17 protein-coding genes and 2 tRNA genes are annotated in these 18240 nt (G+C 65.4%); 11 read left to right on the top strand and 8 right to left on the bottom strand.

Annotated features, from left to right (window positions below; all coding sequences use genetic code 11):
- The first annotated feature begins 6 nt into the window (after window positions 1-6).
- The 4 genes from NET02_RS02895 (at window position 7) to NET02_RS02880 (ending at window position 3450) form a co-directional block, all read left to right on the top strand.
- Window positions 7-1347, top strand: a complete 1341-nt coding sequence (locus NET02_RS02895; RefSeq protein ID WP_284055863.1) for a glycosyltransferase family 4 protein — start codon at window positions 7-9, stop codon at window positions 1345-1347.
- Window positions 1334-2278, top strand: a complete 945-nt coding sequence (locus tag NET02_RS02890; RefSeq protein ID WP_284055862.1) for a glycosyltransferase family 2 protein — start codon at window positions 1334-1336, stop codon at window positions 2276-2278. The genes NET02_RS02895 and NET02_RS02890 overlap by 14 nt, the downstream gene beginning before the upstream one ends.
- Complete coding sequence (locus NET02_RS02885; RefSeq protein WP_284055861.1) at window positions 2275-3018, top strand: SDR family oxidoreductase; 744 nt, start codon at window positions 2275-2277, stop codon at window positions 3016-3018. Before NET02_RS02890 ends, NET02_RS02885 begins: the two co-directional genes overlap by 4 nt.
- A gap of 192 nt (window positions 3019-3210) precedes the next feature.
- A complete protein-coding gene (locus tag NET02_RS02880; RefSeq protein ID WP_284055860.1) occupies window positions 3211-3450 on the top strand; it encodes a hypothetical protein in 240 nt (79 codons plus the stop codon).
- On the opposite strand, the gene NET02_RS02875 is transcribed toward NET02_RS02880, so the two are convergent.
- Together NET02_RS02875 and NET02_RS02870 are read right to left on the bottom strand one after the other, a co-directional pair.
- Entirely contained in the window at window positions 3368-4570 is a 1203-nt protein-coding gene (locus tag NET02_RS02875) for a glycosyltransferase family 9 protein (RefSeq protein ID WP_284055859.1), read from the bottom strand. The two genes, NET02_RS02880 and NET02_RS02875, sit on opposite strands and share 83 nt — an antisense overlap.
- A gap of 84 nt (window positions 4571-4654) precedes the next feature.
- A complete protein-coding gene (locus NET02_RS02870) occupies window positions 4655-5635 on the bottom strand; it encodes a TIGR03557 family F420-dependent LLM class oxidoreductase (protein WP_284055858.1) in 981 nt (326 codons plus the stop codon).
- Window positions 5636-6256: 621 nt separating this feature from the next.
- On the opposite strand from NET02_RS02870, the gene NET02_RS02865 reads away from it, so the two are divergent.
- Window positions 6257-6353 (top strand) — tRNA-Sec (locus tag NET02_RS02865).
- Window positions 6354-6484: 131 nt separating this feature from the next.
- On the opposite strand, the gene NET02_RS02860 is transcribed toward NET02_RS02865, so the two are convergent.
- Both NET02_RS02860 and NET02_RS02855 read right to left on the bottom strand, forming a co-directional pair.
- The gene (locus NET02_RS02860; RefSeq protein WP_284055857.1) at window positions 6485-7075 is read right to left on the bottom strand and encodes a nitroreductase family protein; all 591 of its coding nucleotides are present in this window, start codon (window positions 7073-7075) and stop codon (window positions 6485-6487) included.
- Window positions 7076-7357: 282 nt separating this feature from the next.
- Complete coding sequence (locus NET02_RS02855) at window positions 7358-8812, bottom strand: AAA family ATPase (RefSeq protein ID WP_284055856.1); 1455 nt, start codon at window positions 8810-8812, stop codon at window positions 7358-7360.
- A 180-nt stretch (window positions 8813-8992) separates the two neighbouring features.
- Here NET02_RS02855 and NET02_RS02850 point away from each other — a divergent pair.
- The 3 genes from NET02_RS02850 to NET02_RS02840 all read left to right on the top strand — a co-directional run bounded on the left by NET02_RS02850 (window position 8993) and on the right by NET02_RS02840 (window position 9688).
- Window positions 8993-9067: transfer RNA gene (locus tag NET02_RS02850), tRNA-Ile, on the top strand.
- A gap of 48 nt (window positions 9068-9115) precedes the next feature.
- On the top strand, window positions 9116-9487 hold the full coding sequence (gene rsfS, locus NET02_RS02845) for a ribosome silencing factor (RefSeq protein ID WP_284055855.1): 372 nt from the start codon (window positions 9116-9118) through the stop codon (window positions 9485-9487).
- A gap of 15 nt (window positions 9488-9502) precedes the next feature.
- Entirely contained in the window at window positions 9503-9688 is a 186-nt protein-coding gene (locus tag NET02_RS02840) for a hypothetical protein (protein WP_284055854.1), read from the top strand.
- A gap of 11 nt (window positions 9689-9699) precedes the next feature.
- Here the strand turns inward: NET02_RS02840 and NET02_RS02835 are convergent, their stop codons facing one another.
- From NET02_RS02835 to der, 4 genes are all read right to left on the bottom strand, one after another.
- Complete coding sequence (locus NET02_RS02835; protein WP_284055853.1) at window positions 9700-10137, bottom strand: FmdB family zinc ribbon protein; 438 nt, start codon at window positions 10135-10137, stop codon at window positions 9700-9702.
- A 4-nt stretch (window positions 10138-10141) separates the two neighbouring features.
- Window positions 10142-11239 (bottom strand): MraY family glycosyltransferase, encoded by a 1098-nt coding sequence (locus NET02_RS02830; RefSeq protein ID WP_284055852.1) that lies wholly within the window; start codon window positions 11237-11239, stop codon window positions 10142-10144.
- Window positions 11240-11257: 18 nt separating this feature from the next.
- Window positions 11258-12535, bottom strand: a complete 1278-nt coding sequence (gene glyA, locus NET02_RS02825) for a serine hydroxymethyltransferase (RefSeq protein ID WP_284055851.1) — start codon at window positions 12533-12535, stop codon at window positions 11258-11260.
- Window positions 12536-12693: 158 nt separating this feature from the next.
- A complete protein-coding gene (gene der / locus NET02_RS02820; RefSeq protein WP_284055850.1) occupies window positions 12694-14058 on the bottom strand; it encodes a ribosome biogenesis GTPase Der in 1365 nt (454 codons plus the stop codon).
- 389 nt (window positions 14059-14447) lie between these two features.
- On the opposite strand from der, the gene NET02_RS02815 reads away from it, so the two are divergent.
- From NET02_RS02815 to NET02_RS02805, 3 genes are read left to right on the top strand one after another with little or no spacing between them, the layout of a single operon-like run.
- A complete protein-coding gene (locus NET02_RS02815; RefSeq protein ID WP_284055849.1) occupies window positions 14448-15788 on the top strand; it encodes an aspartate aminotransferase family protein in 1341 nt (446 codons plus the stop codon).
- 9 nt (window positions 15789-15797) lie between these two features.
- The gene (locus NET02_RS02810) at window positions 15798-16589 is read left to right on the top strand and encodes an IclR family transcriptional regulator (RefSeq protein WP_284055848.1); all 792 of its coding nucleotides are present in this window, start codon (window positions 15798-15800) and stop codon (window positions 16587-16589) included.
- Between the two features lie 4 nt (window positions 16590-16593).
- A complete protein-coding gene (locus NET02_RS02805) occupies window positions 16594-18180 on the top strand; it encodes a M81 family metallopeptidase (protein ID WP_284055847.1) in 1587 nt (528 codons plus the stop codon).
- Window positions 18181-18240: the final 60 nt, after the last annotated feature.

Here is an 18240-nt window from a genome sequence, read left to right as displayed (position 1 = left end):
GAGAGCATGCACGAGTACGTAAGAAGGATCGCGTTCATCAGCGAACACGCGAGCCCGGCCGCTTCGCTCGGGGGCGAGGACGCTGGGGGCCAGAACGTCTACGTGGACGACCTCAGCCGCCAACTCAGCCGTCTCGGTTACGCGGTGGACATCTTCACCCGCCGGACTTCACCGGATCAGCCGGTAATCCTCGATTGGGCTCCAGGTGTGCGCATCGTGCATCTAGACGCCGGACCGCCGTGTCCTGTTGCCAAAGATCAGCTCTGGTGCTGGATGCCGGAGCTCCGCGATGCCTTCTTGCGCTTCCTGGCCGAGAAGCACGCCTGGTACGACCTGATCCACGCCCACTTCTGGATGTCCGGCTGGGTCGCGCTCGAGCTCAAACGGCGACTCGGTATCCCGGTGGTGCAGACCTTTCACGCCCTGGGCCAGACCAAGCGTCGCCATCAGGGCGAAGCCGACACCAGCCCACCTGCTCGCCTCGCGGTAGAGCACGCCATCGTCCAGCAGGCAGACCGGCTCATCGCGCAGTGTCCGGCTGAGCGGCAAGAGCTTATACACGGCTACGGCGCGAGCTGCAAGCAGATCACCATGCTGCCCGCCGGCGTCGACACCGAGTTATTCCACCCGGTCGATCAGGCCCAGGCAAGGCTTAGGCTCGGCCTCGACCCGTCGGAGCCGGTGGTCGTCTACGTCGGCAGGATCCTACCCCGGAAGGATGTGCGGAATGTCCTGCGGGCCGTCGCGCTGCTGGTGCGACGGCTCGGGCAGCCCGCACGCATGCTGGTGGTCGGCGGCGAGACGCCCGAACCCGACCCGCAAGCCACCCCGGAGCTCGGCGCGCTACAGCGCCTGGCTGCCGAGCTCGGCATCATCGACCGCGTGATCTTCACCGGGCGGCGACCTCGATCCGAGCTTGCCTGGTATTACGGGGCTGGGGATGTAGCCGTCACCACTCCCTGGTACGAGCCGTTCGGTCTGACCCCGCTCGAAGCCATGGCATGCGGTCGGCCCGTCATCGGCTCCGCTGTCGGCGGGATCGCGTTCACTGTGCAGCCAGGAGTAACCGGATTTCTGGTACCTCCGCGCGACCCTGAAGCTCTGGCCTGGCGCCTCGGGCAACTGCTCGTGGAACCCAACCTCCGCGCGCGAATGGGAGACGCTGCTCGCCTGCGCGTGGAGCGCGAGTTCACATGGGAACGAGCTGCGCGTCAAACAGCCCTGGTGTACGAGCAGGTACTGGCAGAGGCTGGGACACCGGCGCTCACGCCAGGGGTGGACGAGCGCCCACGTCGACTATCCAAGGTACATGGTCTGCACCGGAGGGTTGCCCATGGCATTGGTTGACGTCCTTATCCCCACCTTCCGTCGAAAAGTCGGGCTGGCGGTGGTGCTGACGAGCCTCCTCGGACAGACGTTCACCGACTTCGACGTGACCGTCTCGAGCCAGACCGAACCGGAGCAGGACTACCTCGGCGATATCGAGATCCAGACCCTGGTGCAGGCGCTTCGACTGCGCGGTCACCGAGTGACGCTCCTGCAGCACCTACCCCGCCGGGGCCTCGCCGAGCACCGCCAGTTCTTGCTGGACCAGAGTCGAGCTCCCTATGTCCACTTCCTCGACGATGACGTCTTGCTCGAACCGCCGGTCATGGAGCGCATGTTCGACGTCATCCGGTCGGAAGGATGCGGGTTCGTGGGCTGTCCAGCCATCGGCCTGTGGTTTCTTGACGATTACCGGCCTCATGAACTACGCCACTTCGAACTGTGGGAAGGGCCGGTCCGCCCGGAGCCGTTCACGCCCGATCTGCTTCCCTGGGATCGTCACAAAGTGAACAACGCCGGTAATCCCTTCCATCTGGAACGCCTCTACTGCCGGGGTGGGCAAGTCGTACGTTACAAGGTGGCCTGGGTCGGCGGGGCCAACGTCCTGTATGACCGGGCGAAGCTGCTGAGCGTCGGCGGCTTTTCCTGGTGGGAGCGATTGCCGCCTGAGCATGCCGGCGAGGAGGTCGTGGCACAGTTCCTGCTGATCCGCAAATACGGCGGCTGCGGCATCCTGCCCAGCGGCACCTATCATTTGGGAATGCCCACGACGGTTCCGCAACGGAAACGGAACGCCTCAGAACTGTTCAGAGAGCTCATCGAAGAGTTCAACGTCCACCCAGAAGGGGCAGTCGAGCCCTTACGGCTTCTGTCAGCCAATCCTGTTGGCACTGCCGGGGCTCTGCCTTGGCGCGCGTCTCATCGATGGCCAGAGCAGGAGGACACGCAATGAGCCCGAGGAGTCGCCGAGACAAGGTCGTCCTGATCACCGGAGCCGGGAGCGGTCTCGGTGCGGCGACAGTCCACGTTTTCGCGCAGGAAGGTTGGGCGGTTGCGTGCCTGGACCTCGATGGAGACTCCGCTAAACGCGTCAGCCAGACACTCCGGGCATCCGGCACCGAGAGCATCGCACTTCCCTGCGACGTCAGCGACGCGCGCGCAGTGGCGGAGAACGTCGAGATGATCGTCCAGCACTATGGCCGGCTGGACGCAGTCGTCAACAATGCGGGGATCGACTACACCCTCCCCATAGAGCAGATGACGGTCGAGCAATGGGATCGGGTGATCGCTGTCAACCTGCGTGGCCCGTTTCTGGTCGCCAAGGCGGCTCTGCCGGTGATGAAGCGCCAGGGTGGTGGCCATATCGTCAACATCGCCTCCACTGCGGCAACTCGCGCTTGGGCGAACGCGAGCGCGTATCATGCCTCCAAGTGGGGGCTGCTCGGCTTTAGCCGCAGCCTCAGTGTCGAGGGGAGACCATACAACGTCCGCGTGACGACGATCATCCCCGGAGGAATGCGGACTAGATTCTTCGACCGATTCCTGGATCAGGGAGTCCCTCTACCGGACGAGCAAAACCTTCAGGACCCCGCCGACGTGGCTCGCGTGATTCTCTTCGCCGTGACACAACCCGCTAGCTCCGTGGTACAGGAGGTGATCGTCACGCCATTGGGTGAGCCGAGCTGGCCGTAATGGACCTTCCTGCTGCGCTCGAGCGGGCCAACGTATCCCTGCAACTGAGCTCGCTCATCTTCACCGGGGATCGCCCTCGCATCAGCAGGAAGAGCGCCGGGAAATGAGGTACTTGACACGTGATTTATGTCTAGTATAATCAGCTCATCGCCGACCCTCGAGTATCCGGCTATGGTTCGGAAAGGACATCGCATGGCACAAGAACAGGCGAAGCGACGCTCGGAGCTGATTAGCGGCGTCTCCAACGTCGCCTACGACCTGCTCGCGCTGCTCTATAACCAGCTCGAGGAGATCGCGGCTATCGAGGAATACAAGATCGACGCCGAGGACGCAGGCGACCAGGACGTGCTCACGCTGCTCGATCATATTCAACAGCGGGCGCGCGAAGACGTCGACTTGCTTCGCTCGGCGCTGTCACAGCGGCTGGCGTAATCAGCCAGCGCGTCCTCCGCAACCCTCCCCCGCTACCCCTGTGACCCCGTGGGCTGCCTGCCCCCACAGGCAGCCCATCTTTTTCATCCACTGTCTCGTGCGCTCCGCAAGAGCTCGAACGCCGGTTCAACCACATCCTCCACCGGGACGCTGGCCACGAACGAGCGCCCGCAGGGACACCACCCTCGGCTACATCGGTGCCGCACGATGTGCAGGTTACCTGCCACGAGATGACCGGCCGGTGTCGTCTCCGGCCAGGGATCCCAGCGGTCATCATGGTCAGGCACCAGAAGATGCAGGCCGTCGGTGTTCCAACGGCCGCGGCCAGGTGGGCCGAACCCGAGTCATTGGGCACGACCAGATCGCAGCATGGCAGCAACCCGACTAGCCCGCCGAGCGAGAGCTTGCCGCCAAGGTCTTCGGCTGTCGGTCCCATCGTGCTCAGGACCCGCTCAACCAGCGGTCGTTCCAGCTCGGTGCCGATCACCACCACGCGAGCACCGGCATCGGCCAGCGCGTCCCCAGTGGCTGCGAACGTCTCCGGCGCCCAGCGGCGATCAGGAGCGTCCGGGCCCGGGTGGAGGGGAACGAGCGGATCATCGCTCTTGGGGAGCACCGCGAGTGACTCGGCTAGGTCACGGCCTAGGACCACCACGTGCGGCTCGAGCGTGACCGGAAGAGCACCCGCCAAAGCGACCACCTCCAGATAGCGATAGATCTCCGACTGGTTGTAAACGTATGGGATCCAGCAATCAATCGACGAGGCGTCCGATGCGCGCAGGCTAATGGTCTGCCGGGCACCGGGCCGGTGACTCAGCGGGTTCGAGTCTCGCCCGCCCCCGCGGCGCTGGATGGCCAGGTCGAATCGCCCCGTCTGAAGGGCCGTGACGAACCGGCTGAGCTCGGCAGGGTCGTCGGGGGCGTCCGGAGGCACGGTCACCACGGGGCATGGCGGCATGACCACGACCCGATCGACCGGGCCCGGTCGGCCGCGCAGGGACTCGGCATGGCACGGCTTGCCCAGAAGCACGATCTCGGGATCGGGATACGTCGCTGGTAACGCCTCGAGCGCCGGCAACGCGAGGACGAAGTCGCCGCTCCCGTTCGCGTGCAGGACCACGATCGTCCGGACTCCTGGGATCACCTGGCGCCGCAGCTCGGCGAGCTCCCGCGCGGGCTGCCTCTCGCGATCCTCCTCGGATGCTCAGGCGCCGAAGCGGGGGAGGATCTCCCTGCGGTAGAAGTCGAGAAAGCCCTCCTGATCCGGGCCCACCTGATGGACGTAGACGTGGTCGCAACCAGCATCTACGTACTCCTGAATGGCCTGCGCGTGCTTCTCCGGATCCGGTCCGCAGACGATCGCGCTCGCGATCTGTTCTTCGCTGACGAGCTCAGTCGCCTGCTCGAAGTGTCGTGGCAGCGGGAGTTCCTGACCGAGCTGTCCTGGGAGGGCAGCGTTCGGCCAGTACTCGAGCGCGGTGCGGCGAGCCTGTGCTTCGTCCTGGGCCCAGCAGACGGTCACCTGGCCGATTCGGGGCCTGCCCGTGCCGCCAGACTGCTCGAATTGTCGAACCAGTGCAGCCTTCGGCGCCGTCACTATTAGCCCGTCGCCCAGTTGCCCTGCGATCGTCGCGGCACGAGGGCCAGCAGCGGCGATCATGATCTCGGGTGGTGTCTCCGGCAACGTGTAGATGCGGGCTTCTTCGACGAGGAAATACTCGCCATCGTAGCTCTGAAAACTACCTTGCCAGAGCAGGCACATGATCTCGATCGCCTCCACCAGCATGTCTTGCCGTACCGCGGCGGACGGCCAGCGCAGACCGACGATGTGCTCGTTGAGCGCCTCGCCGGACCCCACACCGAGGAAGAACCGACCAGGCATCATCGCCGCGGAGGTCGCGGCGGCCTGCGCGATGATCGCCGGATGCATCCGAAAGGTCGGGCATGTCACGCCAGTACCGAGCCGCAGCCGCTCGGTCGCTTGTGCGATGCCGCCGATGACGGACCAAACGAACGGGCTCTGACCCTGCCGGTCAGTCCAAGGATGGTAGTGATCGGAGATCAGCGCGAAGGAGAATCCAGCGTCCTCTGCAGCGCGCGCGTAGCGTACCAGGTCGTTCGGGGGATGCTCTTCGCTGGAGAGCGCGTAGCCGAGCTGTACCATCGTCCAAGTCTCCCCTTTCATCCAGGCGTGGCCTGTGAGCGTTTCCGGCCTACAGGTGCCGAGCTAGCGCGGGGCTCCAGGCTACGAGATCCAACGCTGCTCGACCCGACGGACCTGCCTGATGTCCAGCGAAGCCCTGCCACCAGACATCCAGACCTGACATAACTCTTGCACAGCACAGAAGACGAACCAAGCAGATCGAGGACAGAGGTCTTGCCTTCGGTTCTCGTGGTGCCACGGGGAACCCGAACGCGGACCGAGCCGGATGCAGTTGCGGCATCGCGCGTCCACTGGCCTGGTGCACAGCGTCGCGCGGTTTATGCGCGTAATTCCAGCTACTGGGAGCGCGGGAGAACTGGTCTAGAGAGACCGCGCGCTCTCCTTCCCTACCCCCGGGATATCGGGCGCTCTCAACCCACGCCGGTTGGCTGCATCACCGGCGGGTCGCACGTGGCCTGCGCAGCGTTGCCAAGGGTGCCCTATCCTCGCGTGGGGAAAAGTATTGTCCCGAGAATAGACTAGTTCCCCTGGGCATGACGTCCTTCTCACGCGGGAATGGATGGCGCTGCAGGGGGCAGCCGCCTGAAGCATCCGCAGCTTGCGCATCGGCGTACTGAGTGGCCATACTGGTATAGGAGGCATGAGGGCGGATCGGGCCCGGTGGCCTGCGCGGTCTTCAAAACCGTTGGGCGGGGTGACGAGCCTCGCCGGTGGGTTCGACTCCCATGCGCCCTCGCCACCGTCATGCCTCGTCACACAGCCAGTAGCAGTAAGAACCAGCCTTGGATCGACCGCAGCGGATGAACGCGATCCCCGGCTGGCAGTACAACGGGCGCCTGGACAACCAGCCACCTAGCTACTTTCCCTACTTCACCAGCGTTCCCAGTGGATGACCTCGCTCGCCGGCTTGCGACCACGCCGGAGCGAGGGCGAGGGAACATCGCGATCCGGGTAGCCGATGGGAATCACGCCCACTGGGATGACGTCTTCCGGAATACCGAGTAGCTCGCGCAGCCGCGGCACGTCGATCACCCGGGCATATCCGGCGGCCAGGCCTTCGTTTACCGCAGCCAAAAGGATCAACATCACTGAGCATCCGAGGTCGAAGTACCAGTACGGTACCGGCCACTGGATCTCGCTTCCGTCCTGCGGTAGCTCCTCCGGATCACGGTGGCCAAAACGGTACGCCGCCTCACTGGTGCACGCGAGGATCTGCACCGGGGCCTCCGAAATCCAGGGATAGCCATACAGCTCGACCTCGAACGACTCGTCACAGGCCTCGGCAACCGCACGGCGGCGCTCTGGAACCGTGACCACGAGGAACGACTGCCCCTGCGTGTAGCCAGCGCTCGGTGCCCGCCGTGCCAGGTCGAGGATCCGCTCCAGCGATTCCCTCGCGAACGGATCGGGCTTGAAGTGCCGCACCATGCGCCGCTTGCGGACGACCTCGACGAAGTCCATCTGATCCCCCTCTCTCAGCCGCACAGTGGTACCCCCTGGAGGGCCCGGACGTCACCGCGCGGCCACTCGCACCGGTCTGGCGGGAACGGAACCTTCGGTTACCAGCGACCCGCTGGTGTTGAAAACGCCATACCCGGCCAACTATTCCTGCGGCGACGTTCGCCACACCCGCGTCTGGCCTGCTGGAACATCACGACCCGCACCGGTCAACTACCCGGAGAAGCCAGAAGTCTCTCAGGTGCGCCCGGATGAAACAGCGAATGAGGTCACCGAGGAGCTCTTCTATTGCCCGTTGGCAGCCACTTCCTCTGGGAGCATCTCATCGGCTGCCGGGACCAGCAGCGGGCGCTGCAAGTCCTCGGGTGTCAGCAGCGAGCGCGGCGCGGGGTAGTAGACCTCCCGTGCCGGCACCGCGACCAGCTCCAGTTCCGGGTAGCGCAGGGCGGTCAGCTTGTTACCGAAGACACAGCCGGTGTCGATGTTGATGGTGCGGTTGATCCAGATAGCCTCTTGCACCGGGGTATGTCCATAGACGACCAGCGCGCGACCGCGATAGGACAGCGCCCAGTTCACTCGCACCGGCAACCCTCGTTCATCGCGCTGGCCGGTCGTCACGCCGAAGAGAGCGACACGTCGCACTGTGGGCGAGCAGCGGCCGTGATACTCCTCCGGTAGCCCGGCATGGGCGACCACCAGCCGGCCGCCATCTAGCACATAGTGGCTCGACAATCGCTGGAGGAATCGCAGTACCCGGCGGCGAAACGCCTCCGGCTCGCCTGCTAGCTGCTCCAGTGTCCTCTCGAAGCCGTGCGCAATCTTGACCTCTTGCCCCTCGAGATAGCGCATGAGCTTGCGGTCGTGATTGCCGAGCGCGCAGAGCGCTCGCCCACGCCCGACCGCATCCATCACCAGTCTTAGAACCGAGGGGGTATCTGGACCACGATCGACCAGATCACCGATGAAGACGAGCCGTCGCCCTTCAGGGTGCGACACCCGGAAGCCCGGCTCGCCTGTCGTCTTCTCCACCCGCTCGACGCGATAGCCGAGGCTCCCGAGCAAGTCGCACAACTCCGCGAAGCAACCGTGGACATCGCCGACGATATCGAGCGGGCCACGCCACAGGCGCTTGTCGCACCTCAGTGGCCGTCGCTCGACGATCGCCTCGTCGATGTCCTCGGGGCTACGCAGCCAGTACCGGTAGACGAATGGCTCCTCGCGGATCCGCTGGCGGTTCGTCTGGAGCTGGCCGAACTGCCGGGCAATAACGTCCTGCCCGACGCGTCGTCCCGGTCGCTGCGCGTCGCGCTGGAGGCAGATCTCCGGTGGGAGATCGAAGACGATCGCCACTGCCGGTACATGATAGCGCTGCGCCAGCTCGAGCAAGCGGGAACGGGCCTCGGCTGTCGTATTCGTGGCATCGACGACAGTTAGGCGACCCCGACGCAACCGTTTCTCCGCCACCAGGTACAGCACCTCGAAGGCATCGCGCGATGCCGTCTGATCCGCCTCGTCGTCAGAGACGAGCGCGCGGAAGAAATCCGAAGAGAGCACTTCGGTCAGCTTGAAGTGGCGGCGAGCGAAGGTGCTCTTACCGGAACCGGACGGGCCGATCAGGAGTACCAGTGCGAGTCCGGGCACGACGATACGCCGGCCAGATCGTTTACGCTTATCCGGCCCCTGTTCCCGCCCTGCTCGCTGCTGCTGGCGCTCGACAGATGGCTGCGCCTCGAGGCTCACTCCCGACCTCCGGATTCCCGCGCAAATGGTAACACTCCCTGGTACGTCGTCCCTCGCAGGCCAGCTCTCGATTTACCGCGGCGTGCGTTCGTACGCCCATTTCTCGGACCGAGCGCAGCGCGCTGATTCTTGCCGAGCGACCTTCAGCCAGCTACAATGTGATTGCAGCGGATGCGTTTTGGGCCTGTAGCTCAGCGGCAGAGCAAGGGGCTCATAACCTCAAGGTCGTAGGTTCGAATCCTACCAGGCCCACCAGCCCGCAGCATCTGCGCTGTGGAGCACTCGTGATTTCGAGAGGTGTCCATGGTTCGAGTACAGCAGGAGGTAACGCTGAGCGCCGTCGAAATCGCCAAGCTCGCTGCCGAGACCGCGGCCGACGCACTCGCAACCGACGTCCAGGTGCTCGACCTTCAGCATCTGACGCCATTCTTCGATCTTTTCGTCATCTGCACTGCCGACAATACGCGTCAGCTCCGCGCCATGAACTTCCGCATCCTCGAGGCGCTCAGCGAGGCCGGGGTCGAGCCGGCCCGCAAGGAAGGCGAGGCGGAGTCTGGCTGGGTAGTGCTCGATTACGGGAGCGTGCTGATCCACCTCTTCACCCCCGAGCAGCGCGCCTTCTACCGGCTCGAAGAGCGCTGGGCCGATGCCCAGCGGGTTCTGGTCATCCAGTAGAAGTGCGAGAGGGCGGTGAGCTACCGCGCGGTCAAAAGCGGATGGCGCTGGCTGGTGCTCGGGCTCGCGATGGGCGGAGTCGGCGGATTACTGCTCGGGCTGGTCGTCGCCAGCCAGCGTGATCATCTTACGCACGCGGTCGATCGGGTCTGGCCCCACCGAGAGCCCCATCAGCCGAAGTTCGACCTGTTGCTCCAGTAAGCCGGGCTATCTCACGCAGTCTCGCTCGGCGCTTCGGGCGGGGGCTCGGACTCTAGCCGCTCGAAGACCTCGTCGGGGTCGGCTCCTCGCTCGAGATCGGTTAGTGCCTGGTCGAGCGCGGGATCGAGTGGCTCGCCGAGTTCCGCGCTCATGCGCCGCGTCCATTGCGCCAGCTCTCGCGGATCATCCGTGTCAGGGATACCCTCCTCGTCGAGCGGCGGCCAATCTTCGTCCCCATCCGCCAGTTCCTCGTCGAAGGAGTCGTCCGCGTCCTCGAAGTCGCCATCGCCTGATTGGCCACGCAGCACGGTCACCCGGGAGATGAGCCGCTCCACACGTGTGGCGCCGCAGCGCGGGCAGATGGCGGTCTCCGAGACCGCGCTGAACGAGCGATAGAACACGCTGAAGCGCCGACGACACGCCAGGCAGCGGTACTCGTAGATCGGCATCGTCCTAGAGCCTCCGGCTCACTTCAGCGACCGAACCCGCAGGTTGTTCAGGCCGATAGCGTGCCAGCGCTGCCAGCAGCGCCAGCCCGACCAGACCGGCCACGATGAGCGTTACTAGCTTATAAACCGGTGCCGGGATCAGTAACGCGGCCGCCCCGAATCCGGCAGAGATGGCACCGAAGAGCAGGACGATTCGTTGCTGCGACCACCCGAGGTCCAGCAGCCGGTGGTGCAGGTGGCCCCGATCGGCGACCAGGGGCGAGCGACCATTGAGGATGCGATAGAGGATCAACCAGGCGACGTCTAGGATCGGGAGCCAGAGTGCCAGCAGAGCAGTCGCGATCTTCGCCCCACCGATGATCGCGACCACGGCCAGCGTGTATCCGAGAAACATGGCGCCGCAGTCCCCCATGATGATCCGGGAGGGATGCCAGTTGTACGGCAGGAAGCCGATGACTACCGCGCCGAGTGCGACCGCTAGCAGGGAGATGGTGAACTGAGGGTTGCCCGCCGGGCGGAAGAACGTGTGGATGAACAGGACAGCGGAGGCAACCAGGGTGACCACCCCAGCCAGGCCATCCAACCCATCCACCCAGTTCAGGGTGTTCATCATCCCGGCGATCCAGAAGAACGTGAAGGCGATCGCCAGCCCGATCGGTAACACCACAACGCCACCGAACGGATTGTTGAACTGCTCGATGACCAGCCCGTGCTCTGGCCCCCGCAGGCGGGGTACGATGACTACGGCGGCGGCCAGGAGCTGGCAGCCCAGCTTCGTAAATGGCGACATCCCGAACAGGTCATCATAGAGGATGGTGCCGACGACGATCGCCGCGCCGGCGAGCAGCAGCGCGATCCGCTCCACCTCGACCGGGAATCGCTCCACGGGTAGGCTAAACGTGAGAGCGATGCCCGCAGTGAAACCGAGGAACATCGCGACCCCGCCGATACGTGCCACCGGTCTCTGGTGCACCCAGCGCTCCTCGGTCGGGTAACTGAGGGCGTCGTAGCGCTCGGCAACGCGAATCAACCGGGGCACGGCCAACGCCGTCACCCCCGCGCTGACGATCCCGGTCACCAATGCGATCAGCGCCCGCTCCATCGCCTGACCCGTCGCAGGCTAGTCCTGCGCCGCCTGCTCGACCACACTCAGTCTCGGCGCGCCGGGCAGCGGGAACTGCCCCACTAGCTCGCTCACCTCGCCTCGGACGCGCTCGCGTACCCCCTCGTCGTCCGGATTGCGCAGAACCCTGGCGATCAGCCGGCCAGTCAACCGCATCTCCTCAGGCCCGAAGCCGCGCGTGGTCATAGCTGGAGTGCCCAGCCGGATCCCACTGGCCTGTGCCGGTGGCCGCGGATCGTTCGGGATCGCGTTCTTGTTCACGGTGATGCCGACGGCGTCGAGCGCCCGCTCCGCCTTACGCCCGCTGATGCCGAGCGGGGTTAGATCAACCAGCATCAGATGGTTGTCGGTACCCCCAGACACGATTCGGAAGCCCTCGGCTTGCAACGTCTCGGCCAGAACCCGGGCATTCTCCAGGACACGCTCGATATAGTCCCGAAACGCCGGCTTGAGTGCCTCGCCGAAGGCCACGGCCTTGCCCGCGATGATATGCATGAGTGGCCCACCCTGGGTGCCAGGGAATACAGTCTTGTCGATGGCCGACGCATACTCCTCGTCGCAGAGGATCATGCCGCCACGCGGCCCGCGCAGCGTCTTGTGCGTCGTCGTGGTCACGATCTGAGCGGCTCCGACAGGGCTCGGGTGAAGCCCTGCCGCGACGATGCCGGCGATGTGCGCGATGTCGGCCATCAGGATCGCGCCCACCTCGTCCGCGATCTCACGGAAACGCGCGAAGTCGATCGTCCGCGAGTACGCGCTGTACCCGGCGATGATCAACTTGGGTCGCACCTCGCGAACCTGTTGCCGGATGAGGTCGTAGTCCAACAACTCGCTTTCCGGATGCAGGGTATAGAAGTGCGGCTCGAACAGGCGACCGGAGAAGTTGACCTGCATGCCGTGGGTCAAGTGGCCACCCTGCTGCAAGCTCAAGCCCATGATTCGATCGCCGGGCTGTAGAACCGCCAGCATGGCCGCCATATTCGCCTGTGCCCCCGAGTGCGGCTGCACGTTGACATGCTGGGCTCCGAAGAGTCGCTTCGCGCGTTCGATCGCCAGCTCTTCCGCCCGGTCGACGTACTCGCAGCCCCCATAGTAGCGCTTGCCGGGGTATCCCTCCGCGTACTTGTTCGTAAGGATCGATCCTACCGCTGCCATGACCGCCGGGCTGGTGAAGTTCTCCGACGCGATCAGCTCGATCGTACTGAGCTGGCGCCGTTCCTCGCGCGCAATCGCTTCGGCGATCTCCGGGTCCCAGTCCCACAGCATATTGTCCATCCAGTGCAACCCTCCTATCGCTTCACGCCTGGGGCACAGGTATTCGTGCGGCAGTCTAGCACAGCCGCAGCAGGGGTGTCGCTCGACAACGTGCCCCCCACCCCAGCCCTCGCTCGCTGCCTGCGCCAGGCACGCGAGGTCCGTCGCTGGGGAGCGGGCTATCTCCTCCGTCTCGACTCCTCCGCTTCGCGCCGGGAGCGCTCCCGGAAGATCAGCTCGATCGGAGTGCCGATGAAGCCGTATTCCCGGCGAATGGTATTTTCCAGATACCGCTTGTAGGAGAAATGAACGCCATCAGCATTGCGGCAGAAGAAGACGAAGGTCGGCGGGTTCACGCCAGCCTGAGTCGCGTAGTAGAACTTGACCCACTTTCCGGGCTTGGACGGGGGCGGGTGACGCTGGACGGCGTCACGGAGCAGTCGATTCAACTCGGCTGTCGGGATGCGCCGAGACCGCTCCGCCACCACCAGCAGTGCCAAGTCCATGACTTGTTCGATGTTCAGGCCAGTTAGCGCCGAGGTAAAGACCAGCGGAGCCCAGGGCATGAAGTCGAACGTCTCTTGTGCCTCCTCGCGATAGGCCTCCTCAGCCCCCTCCATATGCTGGAAGAGGTCCCACTTGTTGACTGCCACGACGACGCCCTTGCGAGCGTCCAAAATCGCTCCAGCCACGTGCTGATCCTGCGCGGTGTATGGCTCACTCGCGTCGACGACCAGGATCGCCGCATCGCAGCGTTCGATCGCTCGCCGGGCCCGCATCACGCTGTAGCGCTCCACTCCGCGCTCGATCCGTCCCGGTCTCCTGATGCCGGCGGTGTCGATCAGGGTAACCGGCTGCCCCTTCCAGACGATCTGGGTATCGACCGCATCACGGGTCGTGCCAGGCACGGGCGAAACGATCTGCCGCGGCTGACCGAGGATCGCGTTGAGCAGAGCTGACTTGCCGACATTCGGCCGGCCGACGATCGCGATCTTGGGCTGATCGACCTCGAGGGGTGGCTCAACGCGCGGGAGCCGCCGGACGATTTCGTCCAGCAGATCGCCGACGCCCACGCCGTGCGCGGCCGAGACGGTGATCGGATCGCCTAGGCCCAGTTCGTAGAACTGCACCGCGTCGAGCTGGCGTTCGCGCGATTCCGCCTTGTTCGCCACCAGGAGCACAGGCTTGGTCGACCGGCGCAGGAGTTCGGCGACTTCCCAGTCGCCAGCGGTTAATCCCGCTGACGCGTCTACCAGGAAGAGGATGAGGTCGGCTTGCTCAAGCGCAAGCTCGGCTTGCTCCCTCGTGGCCTTGGAAATCTCTCGCTGCGTGGACGCTTGGATCTCCTCCTCGGAGAGGAGGCCACCGGTATCGAACAGTCCAAAGCGTATGCCACCCCATTCCGCCTCGCCGTAGAGGCGGTCGCGGGTCGTACCTGGCAGGTCTTCGACTATCGCGCGGCGCTGCCCGATGATCCGGTTAAAGAGCGTCGACTTCCCCACGTTGGGTCGGCCGACGATGGCGACGAGTGGCAACGAAGACACGACTTGCCTCGCTTCTTGCAGAGCCGGATGCCCCCGACGACGGAATCGCGAGCATCTCGGGGCACCCTCTATCGAGTGCCTCAGACGATTGTGCCTGAAATCGACCGCGCGCGTCCGACCGCTCGGTGACCTGGCTGCCCCTAGGCCACTGTCGCCCGAGATGCCCGGTGCTCACAGGTAGCCCCCGCCTGCCGTGCCCCGTCCGAGGTCGGCTGTCCACGGAGCTTTGTCTGAGCGATCCACCGGTCGCCACGCGCCAGCCTTCAGCCCTATGCCCGCGTCGAGTACGAGCACTGGTATATGGAGTGCGGTTCGACGCCCCGCGGCGACTTGACACGATCCTTTAGGTCAGTATAATGAGTTCAGCTAGTGGATACATATTTCATTCAATGAAATACCTCGACGGGATGGGGGCGCTCGTGGGCCAGGTCAGCCCGACGGCCGCTGGACAGCTCTATGCCGAGGCGCGGCAATCGCTCGCGGGAGGCGTTACCGCCGGGCTACGCTGGCACCCTTACCTGGGCCGCCCGTTCTATGCCACCCGCGCCGAGGGGCCGTATCTCTACGACTTAGAGGGCAAGCGTTACCTCGATTTCAACATGGCCAACGGCGCTGTTCTGCTCGGCCATGGCCACCCAGCCGTGAACAGAGCCGTGCAATTGGGACTCGCGGCCGGGATCCTGACCGCTTCCGAGACCGAGCATCATGTGAGCCTGGCCACGACGCTCTGCCGGGTCATCCCCTGCGCCGAGCGGGTGCGCTTCGCGGTCACCGGGACCGAGGCCAACCTGGTCGCGGTACGCCTGGCCCGCCACGTGACCGGACGCCGCAAGCTCCTCACGTTCGCCGGTCACTTCCACGGCCTGGCCGAGCCGTTTCTCTTTCGCGCAGCCGAAGGAACCGGCTCGGACGTACCAGTGCCGGCGTCGGGAGGTGTGCCGGACACCTACGGACAGGACTTGGTGATCGTGCCTTGGAACGATCCTGATGCCTTCGATCGCGCGCTCGCCCGCCACCGGGGTGAAGTGGCGGCGGTCATCTGCGAGCCAGTCCATTACAACGCTGGCTGCATCCCGCCGCTGCCCGGGTTTCTGGCTCACCTGCGGCAGCGCACGCAGGAAGAGGGGATCGTGCTGATCTTCGACGAAGTCCTCTCCGGGTTCCGAATGGCGCTCGGCGGCGCACAGGAGTTCTACGGGGTGACCCCCGACCTCTGCACGCTCGCCAAAGCGCTGGCCAGCGGACTGCCGCTGGCAGCAATCTGCGGGCGAGCCGACCTGATGGAACACCTCTCCCCTGCTGGCCCCGTCGCCCACAGCGGGACATATACTGGCCAGCTCCTAGGTGTGCTGGCGGCCCGGGCCACGCTCGAAGCCCTCGAATCGCCAGGGGTGTACGTCGAACTGGGCCGGCGGGCCGCGCGTTTCTACGACGAGGCGCAGAGCATCTTCGACCGGGCGGGCATACCGGCCCGAATCCAAGGGCTGGGAGCCCGCTTCGGGTTGTACTTCGGCCGGCGGGAGCCCGTCGTGACCTGGGCGGAGGCAGTCGCGAGCGATGAGGCGCTACACCGGCGCTTCGTGCTGGGATGTCTGAAACGCGGGCTTTACTTCCATGCCTACCTGGGGCTACCCGGTCACGCAGGCTTCTCCTTGGCCCATGACGATGACTGCCTCGACCACGCGCTGAACGTCATCGAGACGGTCGCCCGGGAGCTGGCGCGACAGTAGGAGGCGTAGATGGGCCAGAAGACGCGGGACTACACCATCGCCGTCGTCCTTCGGACCCTGGACATCCTCGAGGCACTGGCTGACGGGAAACGGCCACTCGGGCCCACCGAGCTGGCGCGCCGCGTGGGCACTACTCCGTCGGCGGCATTCCGCATCCTGAAGACCCTGGAGGAGCGCGGCTACGTGGCTCGTGACCCGATCACCGGACAGTACCGGCTGGGCACGCGGCTGGCCTACCTGGGCGAGCGCTCGACCGGTGCCATCGACCTTCGGCATGTGGCCCGGCCGGCTCTCGAGGAACTTCACCGCCGCTTCCGCGAGACCGTCAACCTCGCGGTGCTCGACAACGGTCAGATTGTCTACATCGACATGATCGAGAGCGACCATGGCCTGCGGATGGCCGCGCGGGTCGGTGCCCGCGACTACCCCCACTCGACCTCTCTGGGCAAGGCGATCCTGGCCTACCTGCCCCAGTCCGAGCTCGACCGGCACCTCCAGCGGCCCCTGCCACAGCGGACGCCGAACACGATCACTGACCCGGAGGCGCTGCGGCTCGAGCTCGAGCGCGTGCGCGCGAGCGGCGTGGCCGAAGACCATGAGGAGAACGAGGAGGGTGCCTGCTGCTTCGGGGCGCCGGTCTTCGACCATCAGGGGCGCGTCGTCGCGGCGATCAGCATCTCCGGGCCCGCTGTTCGGCTAGCAGGCCCCCGGGCGGATGAGATACGAGCAGCGGTCAAGGATGCCTCGCTCGCCGTCAGCCAGGCGATCGGCGGGCGCATCCCCGAGCCGGTGGAGGGTTGAACGTATGCGCCTCGTGACTGGCGGGATCATGCACGAGACGCACACCTTCGCTTCCGTCCCGACGACGCTCGACTCGTTCACCGTTGCGCGCGGTGACCAGCTCTGGGCGTACGCCGGTACCAACCACTCGCTCGGCGGCGTGCTGGACGCCTGTCGCGAGCGCGGCATCGACCTCGTCCCGACACTCTTCGCCCACGCTACGCCCAGTGGACTCGTCGAGCGAGAGGCGTTCGAGTCACTGCTCGACGAGCTCGTGATGCGGATCGAGGCGGCGTTGCCCGCTGACGGAATCGTCCTGACCCTGCACGGAGCGATGGTGGCCGACGGCTATCCGGATGCCGAGGCCGAGGTCGTCCGCCGAGTGCGAGCCATCATCGGGCCTGAGCTGCCGGTAGCGGTGACGCTCGACCTCCACGCCAATATCGGCCCGGAGATGGTCGCGGGCTCGACCGTCGTGGTGGGCTACGACACCTACCCGCACGTGGACGCCGCCGAGCGGGCTCGAGAGGCAGTGTCGCTCCTGGTGGCAACGATCGAAGGGCAAATCCAGCCTGCGATGATGCTCGTCAAAACGCCGCTCCTGCCGGTGCCGCAAGCGATGTACACCGAGCGCCCGCCGATGAAGACGCTGTTCGAGCGAGCCTTCGGGCTGGAGCGGACAGGAGCAGCGCTCTCCATCACGATCGCCGGGGGCTTCCCCTACGCCGACGTTGCGACCGCGGGGATGAGCGTCCTAGCCATTACCGACGGCGACCCTGCGGAGGCGGAGCGTATCGCGAGTGAGATCGCCGCTCTCGCATGGTCGCTGCGCGAGGAGTTTCGCGTGCGGAACGTGCCGCCCAAAGAGGCCGTAGCCGAGGCGATCGGCTATCCCGAGGGGCCGGTGGTGCTCGTGGACGTCGGCGACAACATCGGTGGCGGTTCGTCAGGCGACGGCACCGTGTTGCTGGCCGAGCTGCTGGCGCAGGGCGCCCGCGAGGCCACCGTCGTCATCGCCGACCCGGAGGCAGTGGCCGCGGCCTTCGCCGTCGGGGTAGGGGGCATGGTCGAGACGACGGTCGGTGGCAAAACCGACGACCTGCACGGCCGGCCAGTGCCGATCCGCGGGCGGGTACGGCTGCTGTGCGACGGGGAGTTCGTGCACGAGGGACCGGAGAACGCCGGCGTACCGGCCAGCATGGGGCCGACGGCGGTGGTGCGGGTGGAGGGGATCAACCTGGTACTGACCTCGCGCAAGACAGCGCCAGGAGACCTGCAGCAGCTCAAATCGGTCGGAATCGATTCGGAGAAGCAGAAGATCATCGTCGTCAAGGCGGCCGTGCGCTGGCGCGGGGGATATGCGTCCATCACGAAGCACTCGATCGACGTGGACACGCCGGGACTCGGGAGCGTAGACCTCTCCCGCTTCCCCTTCCGTTGTCTCCGGCGACCGATCTATCCGCTCGACGAGGTCGTGGACCCCCTGTACGTGCGGTGGACAGGAAGCTCGACAGGCTACGCGCGACGGGATCCCAGAGCTGTGAAGAGCTCGAAACCAAGCGTGCCACACGCCACACCAGACGAGAGCAACCAAAGGCGGTTTTCTCGCTGAGATGCTCAGTCCGGCGCAGATCGATGCCGGGGCCGCGCGTGCCCGAAAGTTGTCAGCTCG

Origin of the sequence: Thermalbibacter longus (genome assembly GCF_023806485.1) — a bacterium.
GTDB lineage: Bacteria > Chloroflexota > Chloroflexia > Thermomicrobiales > Thermomicrobiaceae > Thermalbibacter > Thermalbibacter longus.
The sequence above is the reverse complement of the archived record's forward strand: the minus strand, read 5'-3'. Positions and strand labels throughout refer to the sequence as shown.